Below are 20693 nucleotides of genomic sequence, written 5' to 3'. Positions count from 1 at the left end.
TTACCACTTTCCTTTCATTTCAACTTCGATCTTGACTATGGGTCTGCCTGCTTCTCTCACCGCACGCTTAATGCTCTCCTCTGCTTCCTCGTAGGCATTTTCTTTTACGCTTACATACCACCTGTACGCTACATACATTGCAAGCACCACCAAGAGTGCTACCGCTGCGGCACATCTGATTATCTCTAGTACGGCTATCATTTTCTCACGTCCTTTCCGTAAAGTGTGCGGAGCTTTTTAAGCCTTTTCTCGAAGTTGTCGATATCAATACCCCACACCTCGTAGGCTATCTCGGTATTGACCGAGTGTGGCAACCATGACTTCACACCACGCTTTACCATTTCTTCCTTAACAGCTTTCTTGATCTTGATAGTCTGCGTTTCACCTGTGCCGAACAGCTCCTTGATATCCGAATTGGTTATTTCGGGCTTTTCATAGTACAGCCGCACTGCCATTTCAATGTCAGGTGACCTCATTTAGTCCACCTCCTCGATAGTCAAAACATTCTCATGGGGACAAATAACACTTGCCTTTGTCAGAGCCTCGTACTGACTCTTTGCTGCTACTGTGAACACCCTTTTATAATGATACTGGTCTATCGTCGTTACCTTGTACAGTTTCATTGCTTTGTCACTCCTCATTGTGTTTTCTGTCATTTCTGCTTCCAGCGAACATATCCTGCAAGCATTGCTAGTTATCATAAGCGACAACGGAACTGTGTTGTCAAGCCCTATTAGCATACATATACCGAATACAAGCGGACTTGCTAGACACAACGCAATACCGAGATAGTACGCTATCTTTTTCAAATTCAACGTTTGCCCTCCTCATATTGTGACCTTGTTACAATCAGCTCTCCGTCAAGAGTCCAATACTGAATGACCTCTCTACAGGGGTCATTTTCTGTTCCTGCACCTTTCAAGGCTCTTGTTACGATCACCTGTTCAACCCTAGCACTGTCACACCCTCTTGGAATAGCAGTAATTTTCTGTTCCACTTTCTCACCCCTCATTTTCTGTCCGTTCAATCGGACTGTTAGCTGTTGACATTTTCAGAGTTCTGAGTATAATTAATGTCAAGGACTTCATTGATAGCCGCTTCAATCTTGTTTGACTTTATCTCACCCGTCATTATCTTATACAGGTTTGATGTGTCGAGATAAGTTTCAGGAAGAAGCTTCTTGACTTCCTCAATGAGCCACTTCTGTGTCTTGTTGAGTTTAACAAGACGTACCTTGACTTCCACGCCGTACTCAGTCAGCGGTCTTTTACGTTCACTAATAATTAACACCACCTTTGCATAATATTCACACTAATACGTGTTTTACATATTGACAGTTACGTTTAAATGTAATATAATATATTTACCAGATACAAATATTACGCTCTTGCGTATTGCCTTGACTGTATTATATTACACTTTTGCGTAATTGTCAAGTAGAAATTACTCTTTTGCGTAATTTTGTTATATTACACAAATTATGAGGTGTAACTATGTCAGAATTGTACAATAGAATTGAAAGCTTGTGCAAAAAGAGAAATATAAATGTAACAGTAATGTGCAAAGAAACAGGTGCAAGCAGAGGCTCTTTAACCGATTTAAAAGCAGGCAGAAAAAAGAAGTTATCTACAGATACACTATCAAAGATAGCTGAATATTTCGGAGTTTCTGTTGATTATTTGTTGAACGGTGAAGATAATATCAAGGTCGAAGCGCATAACGAGCCTATCTATCTTGATGACGAAACAAGAGATATAATAGATGAGCTGAGAACACGACCAGAAATGAAGATCCTCTTTAGTGTGTCAAAGAACGTCACCAAAGAGGATATAGAAGCTACAGTTGAGATTTTAAAGCGTATGCAAAAGGATAGTGAATAGATTGGATTATTGCATTAGATACGTTCCTTTGCCTATATCGGTAAAGGGAGTGACAGCAATGGATTCTGACGGATTTTATAATATATACATAAACTCTAGGCTATCCTATGAGGAACAAAAAAAGACTATAGCTCACGAAATGGAGCATATAGTCAGAGGTGACTTTTTCAGCTTTGATGCGCTTGAAGAAGTCGAGACAATGTGAATATAAAAAGGAGGCGACAACGTGCCATTTGTGATAATAGCCGCCGTTATTGCTATTATCTGCGTTGCAAGGTACTATCATAATAAGAAAGAACGCAATAAAGAGATAACATGGCAGGAAGTTCAAAAACAGACGGACACAAAAAGAAATACCATAAGTATAGATACATCTGAAAATTTTTCGGAAGGCGAAGATGTTCCTGCAAGAGAAGTCCATTCAAGAGCGGAGCATAAGCGGAAAATTGCTAACACTCCAAACAGATATGTTGTCATCGACCTTGAAACAACAGGGCTAAACCCACAGTATGACTTTATCACAGAATTTGGAGCGGTGCTTGTTGAAGGCTCTGAGATAGTTGACACATTTGAGCAGCTTGTTAAGCCGAAGAAAAGAATACCAGAGGAAGTTGAAGATCTCACAGGGATAACAAATGAAATGGTGTCGGACGCTCCAAGTATAAATATTGTGCTTCCAAAGTTCTTGAAATTTATCGGGAACGATATACTTGTAGGACATAATATTGATTTTGACAGTCAGTTTATTTCGGCAGCTTGTCAGCGTTTTAATCTACCTTATAAAAATAAAGTATGCGATACGTTGGAGCTTTCTCAACAGGTGTTTCCAAAACTTGAAAATCACAAGCTGAGTACGCTATGCAGGAAACTTAATGTCACCAATGACTCTGCCCACCGTGCATTGTCTGATGTGTTGGCAACTCAGCAGATATTTGAAAAGCTGAGCGAGAAAGCGACGCCAAAGATACATAATCACGCAAAATTCACGTTGAAAAAGAATAGCTATAACGTTCGCTACTCAGCAAAGACCAAAGCCATACGAGAACTACAGGAAATGCTGTTGGATATTACTGACGACAATATCCTTACTGACGAAGAAGTTATGGAGCTGAAAGATTGGCTTGATTGCAACGAGGAATTCTGCAATATTTATCCTTTCGATAAACTGAAAAGAATAATAGAAAATGCTTTGGAAGACGGCATACTTGAACAGCACGAGCTTGATGAAATGCTTGAGGTTTTCAATGATATTTGCAAGCCTGAGTTTGACAAGGACGTTTCATCAGAGGAACTTATAAACCTTGACGGCAAGGTGCTTGTTTTCACAGGCGAGTGTCAGCTCGGAGATACAAGTGAGATAACGCCGATATATGAAGCAATGGGTGCAACTATCCGAACGTCCGTAAGTGGCAAGACTGACTATCTTGTAGTAGGAGCTTACGGCAGTCCTGATTGGTCATACGGCAATTACGGCTCTGAGGTACTCAAAGCAAGAGAGCTTCAAGAAGCAGGCAAGAAAGTCAAGATAATAAACGAAACAGACTTTTTACCTATCATATACAGCGAAGCAACTACATAACAAAAAAGTCCTCCGAGCGTTGACAGCACTCAGAGGACAGGTGAACTGATATTGACAGTATCAGCTCGATTAAAATTCACACCCACTTCAACCACGAAAGGGCGAATTCTGCCCTTTTATTGTAGCACACTTTCGAGGAAGTGTCAAGAATAGGAGGAATATTTATGCCGATCTACAAAATGACAGACAAGAACGGAAAGAACATCAGAAAAGACGGTCTGCAAAAATATCGTGTGCGTGTCAATTATACGGACAGTTTCGGAAAGCCTCATCAGATAGACCGTGTGGCGTTCGGTGCAGAGACGGCTAAGCAGCTTGAAATCCAGCTTACACAAAAGCTCAATGCTAAAGAGATAGCTTCAAAAATGACTATCGGACAGCTATTCACGGAGTACATCACAGCCAAGCGTTCAGAGGTCCGTGAAACATCACTGGACAAGTCCCTAAGAATACTGAGAAAGAACGTCCTGCCCACCTTTGAAAGCGTGAGGATAGATAATCTGAACGTACCAATGGTGCAGAAATGGAAGCAGGAGCTGTCAGAGCAGGGATTGGCTATCGTCACACGAAAGAACATTTACGGCGAATTTCGTGCAATGATGAACTATGCTGTGAAAATGGAATACATTCCGAAAAATCCTGTTATCACCGCAGGCAACTTCAAAGCGCCCCTTGAAGCCAAGAAAGAAATGCTTTTCTACACGCCTGACGAGTTCAAGAAATACATATCGGCAGCTACGAATTATGCTCAGGAAGCAGAGGACGGCGGCTCAATGTACGAATGGAACTACTATGTATTTTTCAACATAGCATTTTACATGGGTATGCGAAAAGGCGAGATATACGCTCTGCAATGGACGGATATAAAAGACGGCTACATATCCATCACCAAGAGCATTGCTCAGAAGCTCAAAGGCGGTGATCGTATCACGCCACCAAAGAACAAGCCAAGCATACGGACGATACAGATACCAGAGCCATTAAGAGCAGTGCTGTCAGAACATTACGAACGCTGTAAGAAAGCTGTACCGAAGTTCAATGATAATATGTATATCTGCGGCGGTGAGCGTCCTATTCGTGACACGTCCCTTGAAAAGACCAACAAGAAGTTTGCAGACTTGGCAGGTGTCAAACGTATCCGTATTCATGACTTCCGTCACAGCCACGCTTCCCTGCTCGCCAATGAGGGCATAAACATTCAGGAGATAGCAAGACGTCTTGGACATTCCAACATATCAATGACATGGAACACCTACTCGCACCTCTACCCACGAGAGGAAGAACGTGCGGTGAAGATATTGAACACAATCGTGTAAAAATCGTGTATACAAAAGAAAACCACCGTATTTACGGTGGTTTTTGTTCGTTTGGCGGAGATGGAGAGATTTGAACTCTCGCTACGGTTTTGCCGTACTACCGCATTTCGAGTGCGGACCCTTCAGCCACTTGGGTACATCTCCTTGTGTCAACTATACTATTATACAAGTAATCACAAAAAAAGTCAAGCCCTTTGTGCAAATTTAAGCACAAAGAGCTTGTCCATTATCTATTGCTGAGCACGCCTCTGCATATCCTTAACATATGCAAGCGTTTCAGGAGTGTAGCCTACCATTGCGTTGGGACAACATTGGGAAAGCAATTGCATAAGCCCCATGGCGGTGTCCTTGCCCTTGGCATATACGTTAAAACGCAGTACATTCTTCTTGTGCTTCGTGCAGACGATTATCTCGTTGGTGTAGCTGATGAAATTCATACTCGCGGTGTGCTGGTAAATGCCGTAGGCTTCCTCTCGCCAACACATCTGAAATGGCACTTTCTTGTTGGCAAGCACCCTGTCGGATACGATAATATAATCGTCCTGATATTGTATGTTGGCGTAAAGCTCGTCAGCCTGCTGTAAAAGATCGGGATTGGCTTTGAATATGCCACTCTTTTCAGGGTGCGTCCTCCGTGACGTACCAAATATAAGAAATATAACACCAGGCGTAAGCGCAAAAAGTCCAAGTATCAATACGCCGTATTCACCGGCTACTACCGCCGCAAATGAGATAAATCCACCCATTAGCGTGAGTATCACACCGCCAACTATCATTGCTATCATTCTTTTTCGTATGTTGGCAAATACTACTTCTCGTCCCATTTTCGTTACCCCTCTTTACTTTTTTTATCCGTGATTCTGCTTTGCCACAAGGCTCTCGCCGCAGTATATCTTCCTGAGCTTCGGCTTCTCTATCTTGCCCGTCGGGTTTCTCGGTATGTCTGCAAAAATTATCTTGTGCGGACGCTTGTATCTCGGAAGCTTCTGGCAGAACGCCATTATCTCTTCCTCTGTGCATGGGTGGTCTGGCTTTAGTTCGATTATTGCCGCCGCTATCTCGCCCAAACGCTGGTCAGGCAATCCAATTACTGCCACGTCCCTGATAGCGTCGTGACTTCTCAAAAAGTCTTCTATCTGTACAGGGTAAAGATTTTCTCCACCACTTATAATAACGTCCTTTTTGCGGTCAACGAGGTAAATAAATCCGTCCTCGTCCTCCTGAGCCATGTCGCCAGTGAAAAGCCAGCCGTCTTTGAGAGTTTCAGCCGTCGCCTTTGGATCTCTGTAGTAGCAGGTCATAACTCCAGGACCTTTTACGCAAAGCTCGCCCACTTCGCCACGCTTTACAGTGTTGCCCTTATCATCAACTATCTTGACCTTCCAGCCAAAGCCTGCCTTGCCTATTGCGCCTACCTTGTCAATGTTATCCACACCAAGGTGTACACAGCCGGGACCTATAGATTCGCTAAGACCATAGTTAGTGTCATATTTGTGGTTAGGGAAAACCTTTTTCCAGCGTGCAATAAGTGACGGCGGAACAGGCTGTGCGCCTATGTGCATAAGCCTCCACTGTGAAAGCTCATACTTTGAAAGTGTCACCTCGCCGCTGTCGATAGCGTCAAGGATATCCTGTGCCCAAGGCACAAGAAGCCATACGATAGTACACTTTTCCCTCGATACAGTATCAAGTATAAATTCAGGCTTCACGCCCTTGAGAAGCACCGCCTTGCCCCCTGAGATAAGGCTTCCGAACCAGTGCATCTTCGCACCTGTATGATAAAGCGGAGGGATACAAAGGAAAACGTCCTCCTTTGTCTGACCGTGATGATTCTGCTCAACTCTTGCGGCGTGCATAAGGCTCTCGTGATTGTGCAGGATAGCCTTCGGGAAGCCAGTTGTGCCTGACGAGAAGTAGATAGCCGCATCATCTTCGTCAGTAAGCTCTATGTACGGAGTAGTGCTTGCACAATTTGCAGTGAGCCTGTCATAATGCTCCGCAAATGACGGACAGTTCTCGCCAACATAGAAAAGAAGTCTGTTCTTGCTTATCTCATCAGCTATCTCCTCAACTCTGCCGATAAATTCAGGGCCAAATACAAGAATATCCACCTCGGCAAGGTCAAGACAGTATTTTATCTCCTCTGGAGTGTATCTGAAATTAAACGGCACTGCAAGCGCACCCGTCTTGAGGATACCAAAATAAATAGGCAGCCATTCAAGACAGTTCATAAGCAGGATACCCACCTTGTCACCCTTTTTTACCCCACGGGATAAAAGCAGATTGGCAAAGCGGTTAGCCTTTTCGTTGAAAACGCTCCAGGTTATCTCACGGCGATAATGACAGACCGGGTTAGGCTCGATAAGCTCATATTCCTTCCAAGTCACACGTCTGGTTTCTCTGATCTCAGGATTGACCTCTACCAGAGCAACATCATTTCCGAACTCTCGTGCGTTACGCTCCAGTATCTCGGTTATAGGCATACAAAAACTTCCTTTCATAATTAAAAGCTTGAAAGCTAGAAAACTTAAAAGCTTAAAAGTATTCACAAACATATATGTTATTATTTTATCATATGATGACAAAAAAGTAAAGAGATTTAAAACAGAATAAGTGACAAAGTGAAGAAGCAATAATTGTGGAGTTTTTACAGAAGAAAAGTGTTTGCCCCTACCTGAATTTGAGCGAATACCGTCAAAAAGATAACCAACAAAAAAAGACAGCCCCACATGGGAGCTGTCCCTTAACTAAAAAAGTGTACCGTTTCAGATCTTATTCTTCTGCCTTTTCTTCCTCTTTGCTCGCCTCAGCCCCCTGCTGTGCCTTGAGAAGATCCCTGATCTCTGTAAGAAGCACTATGTCCACCGGTGGCTCTGCAGGCTTTTCAGGCTCTTCATGCTTGCCAAGTGACGCAAGCTTGTTTATGATCTTCATTATTACAAAAATAACGAACGCCATGATTATGAAGTTTATCACTGCCGTCAGAAATGCGCCGTAGTTTATGTACTGATTTCCAAGCAAATGTATCTTGCCCTCTACGTCAGCACCGCCTATACAGCCTATTATCGGGTTGATAAAATTCTCAGTAAATGACGTCACGATACCCTGAAACGCAGCGCCTATGATAACGCCCACTGCCAAGTCCATGACGTTTCCTTTGAGAGCAAACGCCTTGAACTCATTTACAAACTTCTTGATAAATCCTTTTTTCTTCTCTTCCATAACGGTTACGACCTTTCGTTTTTTGTTCCGAGCCACGCTCTTATGGCCATTTTATCACATATTTTGACCATTTTCAATAGTTTTTCTACAAAATCGTACGGTTTTACGTCGTTTTGCCCATATATGTTAATACGCTGTAAATGCTTTGTAAACAAACATGAAAAGGTATTGCATTTCCCGAAATGGTGTGCTATAATGATTAAGCTGTTTGAGTGAGGGACATGACGATGGGATATAGCCAAGAGGTAAGGCAGCGGACTTTGACTCCGTCATTCCGATGGTTCGAATCCATCTATCCCAACCAAAAACAAGCTAAATCGAACAAACATTGGGGTGTCGCCAAGTGGTAAGGCAACGGACTCTGACTCCGTCATTCCGAAGGTTCGAATCCTTCCACCCCAGCCACAAAAGACCGTAGATTTTTTCTGCGGTCTTTGTTTTTTTATATATTCTTTCAGCAACCAAAAGAGAGGTTTTGCAACTGAGTATAAGTAAACATAAAAAACAAAATGTGAACAAAAATAATTCGGGATTGCGTGTTTACAAACTGGTAAAAATGTGTTATACTTAAAGTGCAAAAGAATTTCATCAAAGGAGGTCTGAAAAATGAAAAAGATAATAAACAGAAAAAATGCAGCGGCAGTGGCTTGTGCCGCTATGATGATATGTGCGGCAGGTGCTGTGCCTGACAGCGTGCTAAATGTGAGTATGCCTGTGCAGGCGGCAGAAGCTGTGGAGCAGACAAGTCTGCCTCAGGTCACAGGGCTGACATCTAAAACCCCTGATATAAGCTCCATAAGACTTAGCTGGAACGCCGTGAATGGCGCGGACGGCTATTCTGTTGGAATGCGTTCAAAGGGTCAGTATCCTGAGATAGCTGACGTTACGGACACTACATATCTTGTTACAGGTCTGCCTGCGGCAACGAGGGAGAACTTCAAGGTAAGAGCCTATAAGATAGTGAATGGTCAAAAGGTCTATGGCGACTATTCAGTGAACTACAATTCCGCCACAAATCCGCGCCCTATAAGCGGTCTTAAAGCTCAGACGGGCAATGCTTCTGTCAGCCTTTCATGGAAAAAAGTGGGCTGTTCAAACTATCGTGTCTTTATGCTGAAAAACGGCAAGTGGAAGCAGATAGCGCAGACGGATACAAACAGCTACACTGTCATAGGACTTGACGCAGGAAGCTATAAATTTAAAGTAAGAGCCTGCAAGCGTGACGATAAGGGTGCAAATCACTACGGCAAATATTCGCAGGAGATAACGGCACAGGCTGTCATGGTGAACAAGGTCACTGGTCTGACATCTAAGACCCCTAACACAAGTTCTATAAAGCTTAGCTGGAACGCTGTGAGCGGTGCGGACGGCTATTCTGTGGGAATGCGTTCAAAGGGTAAATATCCTGAGATAGCTGACGTGAAAGGCACGACCTACACTGTCAAGGGTCTGCCTGCGGCAACAAGGGAGAATTTCAAGGTAAGAGCATATAAGATAGTAGACGGAGTTAAGATATACAGCGACTATTGTGAAAACTACAATTCCGCCACAAATCCAAGGAAGGTAACAGGAGTAAAAGCTTCTGACATCACCGCTTCGACCCTTGACCTTAACTGGAAGTCTGTAGGCTGCACAAGCTACAAGGTGTTTATATACACAAACGGCAAGTGGAAGAACATAGCTTCATCTACGGTAAATTCCTGCGCAATAAACGGACTTTACGCAAAGACTACATACAGATTCAAGGTAAGAGCCTGCAAGACGGACGATAAAGGTTCAAATCACTATGGAGCATATTCCGAGGAGATAACCGTCAAGACCCCAGACCACACTGTCGAGGTCATAAACGGCATGAGCTTTGTTGACGGAGTTCTTTTGGCGAACAAAACATATTCCCTCCCTGCAAGCTATGACCCAAAGGGTCTGACCAAAGAAACATCAGCGGCATTCAAAAAGATGCAGACAGCTGCATATAAAGACGGCATAAGCCTGTGGGTATGCTCAGGCTACCGCTCTTATTACGATCAGAAGTACCTTTATGATATGTACTGCAACCGTGACGGCAAGGCTGCGGCAGACAAATACTCCGCAAGACCCGGCTACAGCGACCATCAGACAGGCATGGCAATAGACGTAAACAACGCCAGCGACTCATTTGGCGGCACAAGAGAAGCCAAGTGGCTTGCCAACAACTGTGCGAAATATGGTTTTATAATTCGTTATCCAAAGGGCAAGGAGGCTTACACCGGTTATCAGTACGAGCCTTGGCATATAAGATATGTAGGCACGCCTTTAGCACAAAACATAACCAACAGCGGACTTTCTCTTGAAGAATACTTCGGGATAACTTCGCAATACAAGGATTGACATATGGTTTAGACCGCTGTTCACGGGCATCTGTGGGCAACGGTTTTCTGTTATTTTCCTTGCTCACTTATCACTTGAAATCTTGCATTTCAACATGATCTGTGTTATACTATATTTAAGGCAATACCGCACAAAGATTGTGCGTCAGATGCGTAGTCAGATTTTTTGTGTGATATGACGGAAAATCTGCAAGCAGATGGTGTGCAAAGCCGTCAGGCGGGCTTTGTGCGGTGTTGCCTTATATATTTCCACTAAGGAGGTCATCTCTATGCTTCTTTCAGGTAAGACGGTCGTTCTCGGCGTCAGCGGCAGTATTGCGGCTTACAAGGTCCCAACTTTAGCAAGACTGCTCAAAAAGCAGGGCTGCAATGTTCAGGTACTCATGACCCAGAATGCCACCCAATTTATAAACCTTATCACTTTTGAATCTCTCACAGGCAACAAGTGCCTTATAGATACTTTTGACAGAAATTTTCAATACAGTGTGGAACACGTTGCTCTTGCAAAGCAGGCTGACCTTGTTATGGTCGCTCCTGCTTCCGCTAATGTTATCGGGAAGATAGCATACGGCATTGCTGACGATATGCTCACCACCACTGTCATGGCTTGCCCTTGCAAGAAAATGATATCCCCTGCCATGAACCACAATATGTATCACAATCCTATTGTGCAGGACAATATCCAGAAGCTTGAGCGTTTCGGCTACGAGATGATCGCTCCTGACAGAGGTATGCTTGCAAACGGTGATGACGGCGACGGCAGAATGCCTGAGCCTGAGGTGTTGTTTGAATACATTCTTCGGGAGCTTGCTTTCGAGAAGGATCTTGCAGGCAAAAAGGTGCTTGTTACGGCTGGCGCGACCATGGAGGCTATCGACCCTGTGAGGTACATCACTAATCATTCAAGCGGAAAAATGGGCTGTGCACTTGCTAAAGCGGCTATGCAAAGAGGTGCAAAGGTGACGTTGGTGGCAGGTCACATGGAGGTTTTGCCGCCTATGTTCGTGGACGTTGTGAACGTAAAGTCTGCGGCGGATATGTTTGAAGCTGTCACAAAGCTTGCTCCTGAGCAGGATATTATCGTAAAGGCGGCGGCTGTGGCTGACTACACGCCTGTTGCGGTGGCTGACAACAAGATAAAAAAGTCTGACGATGACATGAAGATAGAGCTAAAACGCACGCAGGATATTCTTGGCTATCTAGGTCAGCACAAACGTGACGGTCAGGTCATATGCGGTTTTTCCATGGAAACGCAGGACGTTATCAAGAACTCTGAGAAAAAGCTCACCAACAAAAACTGCGATATGATATGCGCAAACTCACTAAAGACCGCTGGCGCAGGCTTCAAGACGGACACTAATGTTATCACCCTTATCACTGAGGGCGGTGCTGTGGAGCTGCCTATGATGACGAAAGAGGACGCTGCTCACAGGATACTTGACGAGCTTGCGAAAATGATATAAGTGTACGATAATATGTACAGATAAATAGATCACGAAGGGAAATACGCCATATGAAACGTATTGAGATATATGAAAACGGCATTAATATAGTATTTGAGATAACAGACGAGAACGAGGCAAAGCTTCTGCACTTCTCTGCCCTGCCTTTTGATGAAGCCAAGACGGCTTCATACATGGGGCTGAAAACTTTCAGACCTGTAGAGATACAGGCGAGCGGTATCGACCGCCCTGACGAGCGTCACGGCAACAAATATATTGTGACCGCTCCGGGTTGGAGAATGAAGTTCAAGGACTTCCGTGATGTGAACAATGATTATGGCAGAAAGCTTGAGCTTGTGACATTTGATGAGGGCACAGGTCTTGAAGCTGTGTCCCACTATCAGTTTTACACCGGCACGTCTGTTGTACGCTGTTGGACTACCCTTACAAACAAGGGCAGCGAGGTACAGACCATTGAATATATGTCCTCCTTTGCGCTGACGGGCGTAGAAAAAGAGGGGCTTAAAAAGCCTGAGGACAAGATGAAGATATGGGTATGCCACAACTCATGGCAGCGTGAATTGCAGTGGCAGGACTACACTCTTGAACAGGTGGGGCTTGCGTCCTCTGCAAAGCCTACGGAACAGCGTTCATCAAAGGTATTTGCCTGCACAAACGTTGGAAACTGGTCGGCAAAGGAATACATACCAATGGGTGTGCTTGAAAACACAGAAGCAGGCTCGGTGCTGTTTTGGCAGATAGAGCAAAACGGCTCTTGGCACTGGGAGCTTTCGGACGTGGGAGGACACTTCTACTTACAGCTTTCTGGTCCGTCGGAGATAGAGTCCCACTGGTATAAAAACCTTGCACCTAACGAGAGCATAGAAAGCGTGAAATGTGCAGTAGGCTCGGTGACAGGAAGCTTTGACAAAGCTATGGGCGAGCTGACGAAATACCGCAGAAAGATACGCCGCCGCAACAAGGACAATCAGAGGCTTGCGGTAATATTCAACGACTACATGAACTGTCTGTGGGGCGACCCTACGGCTGAAAAGGAGTTTCCCCTTGTGGACGCTGCGGCAGAGGCAGGCTGTGAATATTTCTGCATTGACGCAGGCTGGTATGCTGACGGCTTTTGGTGGGACGAGGTCGGCGAATGGAAAGAGAGCAGAAAGCGTTTTCCTAACGGCGTAAAGGAAGTTGCCGACTATATCCGCAAAAAGGGTATGATACCTGGACTTTGGCTTGAAATAGAGGTCATGGGAATAAAGTGTCCGCTTGTGGACAGCGTTTGCGATGACAGTTGGTTCTTCACACGTCATGGCAAGAGAGTCTATGACAGAAGCCGTTATCAGCTTGATTTCAGAAACCCTAAAGTCCGTTCCCACGCTGACGAGGTAATAGACAGGCTCGTTTCTGAATACGGCATTGGCTATATAAAAATGGATTACAACATAGAGCCTGGCATAGGCACTGAGCAGAACTGCGACAGCGTTGGCGAGGGTCTGTGGGGTCATGAGAAAGCTTATCTTGAATGGCTTGACGGTGTTTTTGCTCGTCACCCTGACCTTATTATTGAAAACTGCTCCAGCGGCGGACTCAGAATGGACTATGCGATGCTGTCAAGATACTCCATTCAGTCCACATCAGATCAGGACGATTACAAAAAATACTGCACCATTGCGGCGAACTCCCCTACTGCCCTTTGCCCTGAGCAATCGGCTATCTGGGCTTATCCTATCACCTCAGGTGACAGAGAAGAAGTTGTTTTCAACATGATAAATGCAATGCTTCTGCGTATCCACCAGAGCGGTCATCTTGGCAACATCGACCCTGAACGCAAGGCACTCGTTAAAGAGGCTATCAGCGTTTACAAGAAGATAAGGGCGGACATAAAGGAAGCCGTGCCGTTCTGGAGCTTGGGTCTGTCCAAATTTTCGGACGACTGGGTATCTCTCGGTCTGAGAAACGGCAACAAGGCTTATCTTGCCGTATGGAGGAGAGAGGGCAAGAGCGACACCTGCGTTTTGCCTATAGACTTCCTCAAGGGTGTTGACGCAAGAGTGAAGTGCATTTATCCTGATTTCAGCGAGACCCCTGTGGAGTTTTCAAAGGCGACAGGCAATGTTTCCGTTAAGTTTGACAGACCTTATATGGCTAGACTTTTCGAGATAGAGTGGTAAAAATACGAGCTTGGTAGGGTTTCTGTAGTTTGTGCAAAAAAATGCGGGCGAACAATGTTCGCCCCTACATATGAATTTGTGCTTTGGCACGATCTTGTAGGGGAGCGGCGCAATTTCTGTTCGCAAGCTCACAGAAATACGACGTCCCGCTCCTCGAGGTTTCGCCTTATAATTTATCGCACAAACCCTGAAACCCGACAAAGGGCGGTAGGGGCGAACACTGTTCGCCCGTCGGATATCGGAGTTGTCTGATACACCTAATAAGATTGTGTTGCTCAAAGTCACCTGCCAATAAGGGTAACTTTTCCCCACACCGCACCTTTTGATTTGTCCGATTTTACGGACAGTTGCTCGCCTGTGGGAGATATTATCGCTGATATTCCGCAGTTTCCTGCACGGAGGACATATCTTCTGTTCTCAACGGCTCGCATTATGCAGTGGCGGTAATGCTGTTCACGGGCGGAGCTTTTGCCAAACCATGAATCGTTGGTGGAAACGCAAATTATCTGTGCGCCCTGCTCTTTCTGTCGGCTCACAAGGCTTGGAAAAATGGACTCTATGCAGATAACAGAGCCTATGGTCATGCCGTCGGAGGCGAGGGGCTTGGTGTGTCTTTCGTCTGCACATTCGCTCATAGTGTCAAGGTGGAAAATGCCTGCAAAAGGTGTCTTTTCACCGAAAGGCACAAGCACTTGTTTCAGGTAGGGCGAAGACGCAATGCCGTTTTTATCATAGGCGAAAAGAGCGTTGTAATCCTTGCCGTTTTCAAGATAGAACGAGCCTGTCACAAGGGTACACCCATGGGTGGCGGCAAAGTCTGATATAAGGGAAAATTCTTTTAGCTGTTCGTCATAGTCTTTCGACACGGCAGTTTCAGGAAGCAGAACAAGATCAGTACCCCACCGCCAACAGCTTTCCATTATAGAAAGATAGGAGCGTGCTGAATCAAGGGCTTTACGGTGTGATTTTTCCCTGCCCTCCAGACTATCCTGTGCGCAGATAACGTCTATCTGAGGGTAGATGTTATCAAGCTTTTTGTCGAGGTTTATGGAATAAAGTCCGTAGCTTAAATTTGCCCCCTGCAAAAGCAGTGCAAAGGCGGTATAGGCAAAACGCTTTTTGCTAGTATATATCTCACCATGCAGACCGTTGAGCAGGAAAATTATAAAGCTTGTAAGGCGGCAGCTTATGAGCGTGGCGGATTGCAAAAGCAGTGGCGAACTTGTTACAGCTAGCCATGCCGCAGACCAAGGAAACGCCAAAATCGGAACTTTCTCTTGAAGCCACTCCCCTGCTGTCAAAAGCAGGCAGAGCAAAACTATCTCAGACAAACGGTGTTTGAGATGCGGTCGCAGGGGCAGGAAAAGGCTCAGTGGAAGATACATAAGAATGCACTCCCACAAGGTCAGACCTAACCACGCTAAAGTGGCAAGAGGTATAGAGACAAAGGACGGCAGAGGACATATTTTCCATATAGTGAGCATAAAAGTGAGCTGAAAAAGATAATATGGTACAAAATAGCACAGAAAATCAAGCCTGAAAGCCCTTTTTTCATGGCAGACCGACAGGCAATGCACCATTGGCGCAAAGATAAAAAACGCAAGCCACGGCAAATTCAAGATAGATTGCATAAGTGCGCTCACTATACCCGTGAGGGCGAGGAACGCTCTCCGTGAGATTTTGGGGTCAATTATTTTCGAGATATTCATGTAAATATTATGACCCGAAAGTCGCACATAATTCACAAAACTATAAAGGGAGGCAGTAAATTGGAGATCTTTATTCCGCAGTTTGTCAGGACGGCTCTTGACAGGCTGAATGAGTGCGGCTACGAGGGTTATATAGTCGGTGGCTGTGTAAGAGATAGTCTGCTTGGCAAAAAGCCTCATGATTACGATGTCTGCACAAACTGCACCCCTGACAAAATGCTTGAAGTTTTCGCAAATTTCCGCACTATTGAAACTGGGCTAAAGCATGGCACTCTCACTATTTTGATAGAGGGCGAGCCGGTGGAGATAACCTGTTATCGCAGTGACGGAGAGTATATAGGGCATAGAAAGCCTGCTCAGGTGACATTTGAAAGCTCGCTGGAGGAGGACTTAAAACGTCGTGACTTTACTGTGAACGCTATGGCATACTCACCAAAAGAGGGGCTTATTGACCTTTACGGTGGACAAGGCGACCTTGAAAAGGGCATTATAAAATGCGTTGGCGAACCTGAAAAGCGTTTTGACGAGGACGCTCTGAGGATATTAAGAGGGCTGAAATTTTCTTCATGCCTTGGGTTTGAGATCGAGGAAAAGACCTCAAAGGCTATACTTGAACAACGTGAGCTTTTAAAAAGCATTTCCGCCGAACGCATTGCGTCGGAGCTTAAAAAGCTTCTCTGTGGAAAGGGTGTAAGGAAGATATTGCTTGACTATCGTGAGGTCATAGCGGTGTTCATACCTGAGCTTCGGGAAAGCTTTGATTTCAGGCAGAACAATCCCCACCATTTTCTTGATGTTTACGGTCACATTTGTTTGAGCGTTGAGAACGTCAGACCACAGTGGCAGATGAGACTTACTATGCTTCTTCACGATATTGGCAAGCCGAGAATGCACACTGTTGACGAGAACGGCATTTCGCACTTTAAAAAGCACCAGTTCCAGGGGGCTTACATGGCGGAGAAGATATTAAAAAGGCTCAGGATAGACAACGCGTCGGCGAAATATATTTATGAGCTTATATGGGAGCATGACAACAGGATACCTGCCACGAAAAAGTCGGTGCGGAGATTTATGGCTCAGCATGACTTTGACTTTGTTATGGATTATCTGGAGGTGCGCAGGGCTGACACATATGCCCAGTCGGACTACAAACGGCAGGAAAAGCTTGCAGAACTTGACCATATCGCAGAGCTTGCAATGGAGATAAAAGAGGACAACGAGTGTATCCACATTTGCGACCTTGACATAAACGGCAAAGATCTTTTACAAATGGGCTTTGGCGGAAAGGATATCGGCATTGGGCTGGAGCTTGCGTTGAATGGTGTTATAGACGAAAAGGTGGAAAACAAAAAAGAGGAGCTGAAAGGCTACATTGAAAGCAACTTCAAAAGGCAGGATAAAGATAATACTTAAAGGGTCGGCACTTGTGCTGTGGTGCGTGGTGATATTCATGTTCTCGGCAAACAATGCTGACGAGTCAAACAAGCAATCAAATGCGGTGTTTAACACAGTGATAGAATTTGTCAACCCTGTATATGACAGCCTTGACACTACAGCGCAGGCGGAATACAAGGACACCGCCACGTTCATCATAAGAAAGCTTGCGCATTTCAGCGAATACGCCTTGCTTGGAATACTGGCGTTCATAAATCTTGCTATGGTGAAAAAGCTTGGATACAGAGGGCTTTTTGCGGCAGTTTTTTCTTGCATCTACGCTTCAAGCGATGAGATACATCAGCTTTTCGTGCCGGGGCGTGCAGGGCAGGTGGGTGATGTTCTTATCGACACAAGCGGTGCAGTGGCAGGAATTTTACTTGCCATACTAATACGAAAAATATGGCTCAAAAGCCGTGAGAAAAAATCGTGATAACAAAAAAATATCCGTGGGGGCATTTCGCTCTCACGGATATTTTATTCTAGCAAAACCTATTGCAAATCATATCGTGACCCATTGGTATCGCCTCATTCAAAGCCTAGGCTTTACTTAAATCACTTTATCTCAAGTCTTTTGGTTTCAGGCTTTACATCCTGCATCTTTGGCAGGTCAAGGGTCAGGATACCATTCTTGTACTCTGCGGCGATATTGTTGGTATCAATGCCCGTAAGGTCAAAGCTTCTCTGATAAGAACCGTATGTCCTCTCACGGCGGATATACTTGTCTTTCTTATCCTCTGTCTCTGCCTTATGCTCAGCGGTAAGAACAAGATCGTTGCCTGAGATGTCAAGCTTGATATCGTCTTTATCAAAGCCCGGAAGCTCTGCTTCCATTACATATTTGTCGCCCTCGTCCTTGATATCGGTCTTGAAGCTCTGGAGTGCATTTTCTCCAAAGAAATCATTCTCAAAATCATGGAATGCGTTAAACAGGTCGTAGCTCTTTCTTTCAAATGGTGTAAGTCCAAACATATAAATTCCTCCTTGATGTGTTATATCTTAAATTGTCTTGTAAGCTTTTATCATTTATTCTGCTCTTCCATTGGTATCATTTCCTTTCTTCATTGTCTTTATGATACCCCTGCTATGTGTTTATTGTGTGAAGATATTGTGAACATTAGCTGAATTTTAGCACTCTCATTACGTGAGTGCTAGCATATTAGTTTTATGAGTGCTAAAACAATGACATGATATGATAATCAGCGGGCGAACGCTGTTCGCCCCTACTGCGTCAACGCCTATCACTGCTTATCGAAGCGGTCTTTAAGAAGCTTCAAGGCTTTCTTTTCTATCCTTGAAACATAGGAACGTGAGATACCAAGGCGTTTTGCGACTTCTCGCTGCGGCAGCTGCGGCTGACCGAAAAGGCCATAGCGCAAAGTGACTATCTGTCTTTCACGCTCATCAAGAGAGCTTTCGATATAGCGGTAGAGCTGTTCACTGCGAATGGAAAGCTCTATTTTGTCGGCAACGTCCTCTCCGTCTGCGATTATGTCGATAAGGCAAAGCTGATTGCCGTCCTTATCGGAGTCAACAGGCTCGTCAAAGTGGATATCGTTGGCAGACTTTTTCTGGGAGCGAAAGTGCATTAGTATCTCGTTCGCTATCCTCACCTAATGTCGCATTTTCATCAGAGCTTGTCTTTGCCCACTTTCTGTGGGCTTTTTTATAGTTTGCGAGTTCGTCCTTTATATCTTGAAGTTCTACTGTTCGGTTACCAGTAAAGAATAATTTTACATTTTCGCCATCCCATTCAGCGTGTTCTATGACTTGCCGCACAGCGTAACGTTTGTCCTCAAAGGTGGTTTGGGTATCTAAGGCTGCTGAAAATTCAGATAGGCGAGTTGCAAGATCTTTGAAATTAGCAAATGCTTGCTCGCTTTGTGCGACAACTTCTTCAAGCTTGATTATTTTTGAGCTGATCTCTTTGTTGCTGTTTTCAAGCTTTCGGTATTGCTCATTAGCGTCATCGGACATTTCAGGCGACATTTTACTTCCGTTATTGGCAATAAAATTTATAAGGTTCTTTTGTTTTTGTTTATTGTCGCTAAGCCTTTTTTTCATCTGCTCCAGTTCTTTAAGTACAGGCTGTTCATCGCTTTCAAAATTGCCCTGTGCCTCTTTCAGCTGCTTTGCCAATTCAGATTTATCCGATGTCAGAACTTTGATTTGCTCCCAGACAAGATCATCGAGGAAGTTGCCGTTTATGCGTTTTACATTGCATCTTTGTCGATTTGAGTTAAGCATCATCTTACACGCATACGCAAAGTTTCTTTCTCCTCGTTCATTATAAGTTTTTGCCACACGAGGGTACATTATAGAACCGCATTTGCATCTGAGTAATCCAGAAAGCAATGCACAATGGCTGCGTGGGCGATTGTAGTTCTTATCCTTATTTTTATCCAGAATATTTTGAACACTTACCCAGTCTGCTCCACCTATAACACCTTCATGTTCGCCAATAGCTACGATCCATTCATTGTAAGGTTTAATTTTATGGCTGGTATTCTTCTCTTGCTTGGTTTTATTATAAACCATCATTCCTTTAGTTCCGTCAAATTCGGTGTCTTCTGCGTATATTGTCGAGCCTTTATTCTCAAAAAATTTAAGGACAGCGTTATCAGCCTTAGCATATACGGGATTACTTAGAATAACCTTTATTGCAAAACGTGTGTACTCATTACCCATTTTCGTTTTGATGTTATCATTAAGTAGGGTTGCCTGAACAGCCGTAAGGGATTCTGTTTTGAGATAAAGCTTATAAATTCTCTTGATTAGTTCCATTTCTTCGGGTACTATCTCGAGTTTTCGGGCGTAGTGCACTTTGCCCTCTTTATTAGTACTGCCGAAGGTTTCAACGCTTTTGTAACCCGTTGGAGTTGTGCCGCCGAGCCACCGACCTTTCTGTGCTAGCTCGGTCATATTATCAATAATACGTTCAGCAATTATATTTCGCTCCAGTTCGGCAAACACGGCTACAAGCTGTATCATTGCCTTATCCATAGGGCTGTTAGTTCCGTTGAGACCATCGCTGACGGAGATAAAGCGAATATTGTGCTTTTCTAAGTTGTTGAATGTATTTGTAAAATCTGACACAGATCGGCTTATTCTATCGAGCTTATAGCATATTACGCATTGGATTTTGTTATCCTCACACATATCCATCATCTCTTTAAACTGAGGTCTGTCGGTATTGCCGCCAGAATAGCCCTCGTCCTCGAATATGATAATATCTTCCTCAGCAACGTTCATACTGCTAAGATGAAGTTTACAGCGGTCGATCTGCTGATTTATACTTTCGCCTTTTGCTGTAAACTTCGATTTACGGGCATATATGGCGTACTTCCGATTATCGCAGTCAGTATTGCTTGTACTCATATGAGGTTCTCCTTTTTTATTTTATTGGGTATCATACAGCATACCACAATAAATGGTGTAAGTCAATAAACAATAGTCAAGTATTGAGAAAATTAATTGTAGTGCTACAATAGATATTGGACAAAATTAAGAAAAAAGAAAAGAGAGATAGGCAAAAATCTGATAAAATAAAGTTACCACACAA

At 44.3% G+C, this 20693-nt stretch carries 21 protein-coding genes and 3 tRNA genes; 11 read left to right on the top strand and 13 right to left on the bottom strand.

The window, feature by feature from the left end:
* From OCV57_RS13770 to OCV57_RS13750, 5 genes are read right to left on the bottom strand one after another with little or no spacing between them, the layout of a single operon-like run.
* Nucleotides 1–201: a hypothetical protein gene (locus OCV57_RS13770; RefSeq protein ID WP_267302010.1), complete on the bottom strand. Its 201-nt coding sequence runs from the start codon at nt 199–201 to the stop codon at nt 1–3.
* Nucleotides 198–476, bottom strand: coding sequence for a hypothetical protein (locus OCV57_RS13765; protein WP_267302008.1), 279 nt, complete (start codon nt 474–476; stop codon nt 198–200). The genes OCV57_RS13770 and OCV57_RS13765 overlap by 4 nt, the downstream gene beginning before the upstream one ends.
* A complete protein-coding gene (locus OCV57_RS13760) occupies nt 477–815 on the bottom strand; it encodes a hypothetical protein (RefSeq protein WP_267302007.1) in 339 nt (112 codons plus the stop codon). It abuts the gene before it with no gap.
* A complete protein-coding gene (locus tag OCV57_RS13755) occupies nt 812–997 on the bottom strand; it encodes a carboxypeptidase (protein WP_267302005.1) in 186 nt (61 codons plus the stop codon). The genes OCV57_RS13760 and OCV57_RS13755 overlap by 4 nt, the downstream gene beginning before the upstream one ends.
* 38 nt (nt 998–1035) lie before the next feature.
* Nucleotides 1036–1293 (bottom strand): XRE family transcriptional regulator, encoded by a 258-nt coding sequence (locus OCV57_RS13750; RefSeq protein WP_267302004.1) that lies wholly within the window; start codon nt 1291–1293, stop codon nt 1036–1038.
* Nucleotides 1294–1493: 200 nt separating this feature from the next.
* On the opposite strand from OCV57_RS13750, the gene OCV57_RS13745 reads away from it, so the two are divergent.
* The 4 genes from OCV57_RS13745 to OCV57_RS13730 all read left to right on the top strand — a co-directional run bounded on the left by OCV57_RS13745 (nt 1494) and on the right by OCV57_RS13730 (nt 4775).
* Nucleotides 1494–1880, top strand: coding sequence for a helix-turn-helix domain-containing protein (locus OCV57_RS13745; RefSeq protein WP_117956691.1), 387 nt, complete (start codon nt 1494–1496; stop codon nt 1878–1880).
* A 1-nt stretch (nt 1881) separates the two neighbouring features.
* Nucleotides 1882–2085: an ImmA/IrrE family metallo-endopeptidase gene (locus tag OCV57_RS13740; protein WP_147338050.1), complete on the top strand. Its 204-nt coding sequence runs from the start codon at nt 1882–1884 to the stop codon at nt 2083–2085.
* Between the two features lie 21 nt (nt 2086–2106).
* Nucleotides 2107–3459, top strand: a complete 1353-nt coding sequence (locus OCV57_RS13735) for an exonuclease domain-containing protein (protein ID WP_267302003.1) — start codon at nt 2107–2109, stop codon at nt 3457–3459.
* Nucleotides 3460–3623: 164 nt separating this feature from the next.
* Nucleotides 3624–4775 (top strand): tyrosine-type recombinase/integrase, encoded by a 1152-nt coding sequence (locus OCV57_RS13730; protein WP_267302002.1) that lies wholly within the window; start codon nt 3624–3626, stop codon nt 4773–4775.
* Nucleotides 4776–4827: 52 nt separating this feature from the next.
* Here OCV57_RS13730 and OCV57_RS13725 read toward each other — a convergent pair.
* From OCV57_RS13725 to mscL, 4 genes are all read right to left on the bottom strand, one after another.
* Nucleotides 4828–4919: transfer RNA gene (locus OCV57_RS13725), tRNA-Ser, on the bottom strand.
* Between the two features lie 86 nt (nt 4920–5005).
* Complete coding sequence (locus OCV57_RS13720; RefSeq protein ID WP_267302001.1) at nt 5006–5599, bottom strand: hypothetical protein; 594 nt, start codon at nt 5597–5599, stop codon at nt 5006–5008.
* Nucleotides 5600–5623: 24 nt separating this feature from the next.
* Nucleotides 5624–7258, bottom strand: coding sequence for a class I adenylate-forming enzyme family protein (locus OCV57_RS13715; RefSeq protein ID WP_267301999.1), 1635 nt, complete (start codon nt 7256–7258; stop codon nt 5624–5626).
* 289 nt (nt 7259–7547) lie between these two features.
* Nucleotides 7548–7997 (bottom strand): large conductance mechanosensitive channel protein MscL, encoded by a 450-nt coding sequence (gene mscL, locus OCV57_RS13710; RefSeq protein ID WP_267301998.1) that lies wholly within the window; start codon nt 7995–7997, stop codon nt 7548–7550.
* Between the two features lie 228 nt (nt 7998–8225).
* Here mscL and OCV57_RS13705 point away from each other — a divergent pair.
* From OCV57_RS13705 to OCV57_RS13685, 5 genes are all read left to right on the top strand, one after another.
* Nucleotides 8226–8301, top strand: a tRNA-Gln gene (locus OCV57_RS13705).
* A 25-nt stretch (nt 8302–8326) separates the two neighbouring features.
* Nucleotides 8327–8402 (top strand) — tRNA-Gln (locus OCV57_RS13700).
* A 201-nt stretch (nt 8403–8603) separates the two neighbouring features.
* Nucleotides 8604–10364: a D-alanyl-D-alanine carboxypeptidase family protein gene (locus OCV57_RS13695; protein WP_267301997.1), complete on the top strand. Its 1761-nt coding sequence runs from the start codon at nt 8604–8606 to the stop codon at nt 10362–10364.
* A gap of 268 nt (nt 10365–10632) precedes the next feature.
* Nucleotides 10633–11826: a bifunctional phosphopantothenoylcysteine decarboxylase/phosphopantothenate--cysteine ligase CoaBC gene (gene coaBC / locus OCV57_RS13690; RefSeq protein WP_267301996.1), complete on the top strand. Its 1194-nt coding sequence runs from the start codon at nt 10633–10635 to the stop codon at nt 11824–11826.
* A 50-nt stretch (nt 11827–11876) separates the two neighbouring features.
* Nucleotides 11877–13988 (top strand): glycoside hydrolase family 36 protein, encoded by a 2112-nt coding sequence (locus OCV57_RS13685; RefSeq protein WP_267301994.1) that lies wholly within the window; start codon nt 11877–11879, stop codon nt 13986–13988.
* A gap of 281 nt (nt 13989–14269) precedes the next feature.
* Here OCV57_RS13685 and lnt read toward each other — a convergent pair whose 3' ends face one another.
* Nucleotides 14270–15697, bottom strand: a complete 1428-nt coding sequence (lnt, locus tag OCV57_RS13680; protein WP_267301992.1) for an apolipoprotein N-acyltransferase — start codon at nt 15695–15697, stop codon at nt 14270–14272.
* 60 nt (nt 15698–15757) lie between these two features.
* On the opposite strand from lnt, the gene OCV57_RS13675 reads away from it, so the two are divergent.
* Together OCV57_RS13675 and OCV57_RS13670 are read left to right on the top strand one after the other, a co-directional pair.
* Complete coding sequence (locus OCV57_RS13675; protein WP_267301990.1) at nt 15758–17110, top strand: CCA tRNA nucleotidyltransferase; 1353 nt, start codon at nt 15758–15760, stop codon at nt 17108–17110.
* The gene (locus OCV57_RS13670; protein ID WP_022287556.1) at nt 17070–17564 is read left to right on the top strand and encodes a VanZ family protein; all 495 of its coding nucleotides are present in this window, start codon (nt 17070–17072) and stop codon (nt 17562–17564) included. Before OCV57_RS13675 ends, OCV57_RS13670 begins: the two co-directional genes overlap by 41 nt.
* A 122-nt stretch (nt 17565–17686) precedes the next feature.
* On the opposite strand, the gene OCV57_RS13665 is transcribed toward OCV57_RS13670, so the two are convergent.
* From OCV57_RS13665 to OCV57_RS13655, 3 genes are all read right to left on the bottom strand, one after another.
* Entirely contained in the window at nt 17687–18103 is a 417-nt protein-coding gene (locus OCV57_RS13665; RefSeq protein WP_022287557.1) for an Hsp20/alpha crystallin family protein, read from the bottom strand.
* A gap of 269 nt (nt 18104–18372) precedes the next feature.
* A complete protein-coding gene (locus tag OCV57_RS13660) occupies nt 18373–18720 on the bottom strand; it encodes a sigma-70 family RNA polymerase sigma factor (protein WP_022287558.1) in 348 nt (115 codons plus the stop codon).
* Nucleotides 18674–20509: a recombinase family protein gene (locus tag OCV57_RS13655; protein WP_267301987.1), complete on the bottom strand. Its 1836-nt coding sequence runs from the start codon at nt 20507–20509 to the stop codon at nt 18674–18676. Before OCV57_RS13655 ends, OCV57_RS13660 begins: the two co-directional genes overlap by 47 nt.
* Nucleotides 20510–20693 lie beyond the last annotated feature (184 nt).

The sequence above is a fragment of the Hominimerdicola aceti genome, from assembly GCF_025567495.1.
GTDB lineage: Bacteria > Bacillota > Clostridia > Oscillospirales > Ruminococcaceae > Hominimerdicola > Hominimerdicola aceti.
This window is presented reverse-complemented; position numbering and strand designations above follow the sequence as displayed.

What these genes read in the sequence shown, in the direction of transcription:
- OCV57_RS13720 (WP_267302001.1), bottom strand. Translation starts at nt 5,599, where the DNA reads ATGGGACGAGAAGTAGTATTTGCCAACATACGAAAAAGAATGATAGCA.
- OCV57_RS13660 (WP_022287558.1), bottom strand. Translation starts at nt 18,720, where the DNA reads ATGCACTTTCGCTCCCAGAAAAAGTCTGCCAACGATATCCACTTTGAC.
- OCV57_RS13765 (WP_267302008.1), bottom strand. Translation starts at nt 476, where the DNA reads ATGAGGTCACCTGACATTGAAATGGCAGTGCGGCTGTACTATGAAAAG.
- OCV57_RS13730 (WP_267302002.1), top strand. Translation starts at nt 3,624, where the DNA reads ATGCCGATCTACAAAATGACAGACAAGAACGGAAAGAACATCAGAAAA.
- coaBC (WP_267301996.1), top strand. Translation starts at nt 10,633, where the DNA reads ATGCTTCTTTCAGGTAAGACGGTCGTTCTCGGCGTCAGCGGCAGTATT.
- OCV57_RS13695 (WP_267301997.1), top strand. Translation starts at nt 8,604, where the DNA reads ATGAAAAAGATAATAAACAGAAAAAATGCAGCGGCAGTGGCTTGTGCC.
- lnt (WP_267301992.1), bottom strand. Translation starts at nt 15,697, where the DNA reads ATGAATATCTCGAAAATAATTGACCCCAAAATCTCACGGAGAGCGTTC.
- OCV57_RS13715 (WP_267301999.1), bottom strand. Translation starts at nt 7,258, where the DNA reads ATGCCTATAACCGAGATACTGGAGCGTAACGCACGAGAGTTCGGAAAT.
- OCV57_RS13745 (WP_117956691.1), top strand. Translation starts at nt 1,494, where the DNA reads ATGTCAGAATTGTACAATAGAATTGAAAGCTTGTGCAAAAAGAGAAAT.
- OCV57_RS13770 (WP_267302010.1), bottom strand. Translation starts at nt 201, where the DNA reads ATGATAGCCGTACTAGAGATAATCAGATGTGCCGCAGCGGTAGCACTC.
- mscL (WP_267301998.1), bottom strand. Translation starts at nt 7,997, where the DNA reads ATGGAAGAGAAGAAAAAAGGATTTATCAAGAAGTTTGTAAATGAGTTC.
- OCV57_RS13685 (WP_267301994.1), top strand. Translation starts at nt 11,877, where the DNA reads ATGAAACGTATTGAGATATATGAAAACGGCATTAATATAGTATTTGAG.
- OCV57_RS13665 (WP_022287557.1), bottom strand. Translation starts at nt 18,103, where the DNA reads ATGTTTGGACTTACACCATTTGAAAGAAAGAGCTACGACCTGTTTAAC.
- OCV57_RS13655 (WP_267301987.1), bottom strand. Translation starts at nt 20,509, where the DNA reads ATGAGTACAAGCAATACTGACTGCGATAATCGGAAGTACGCCATATAT.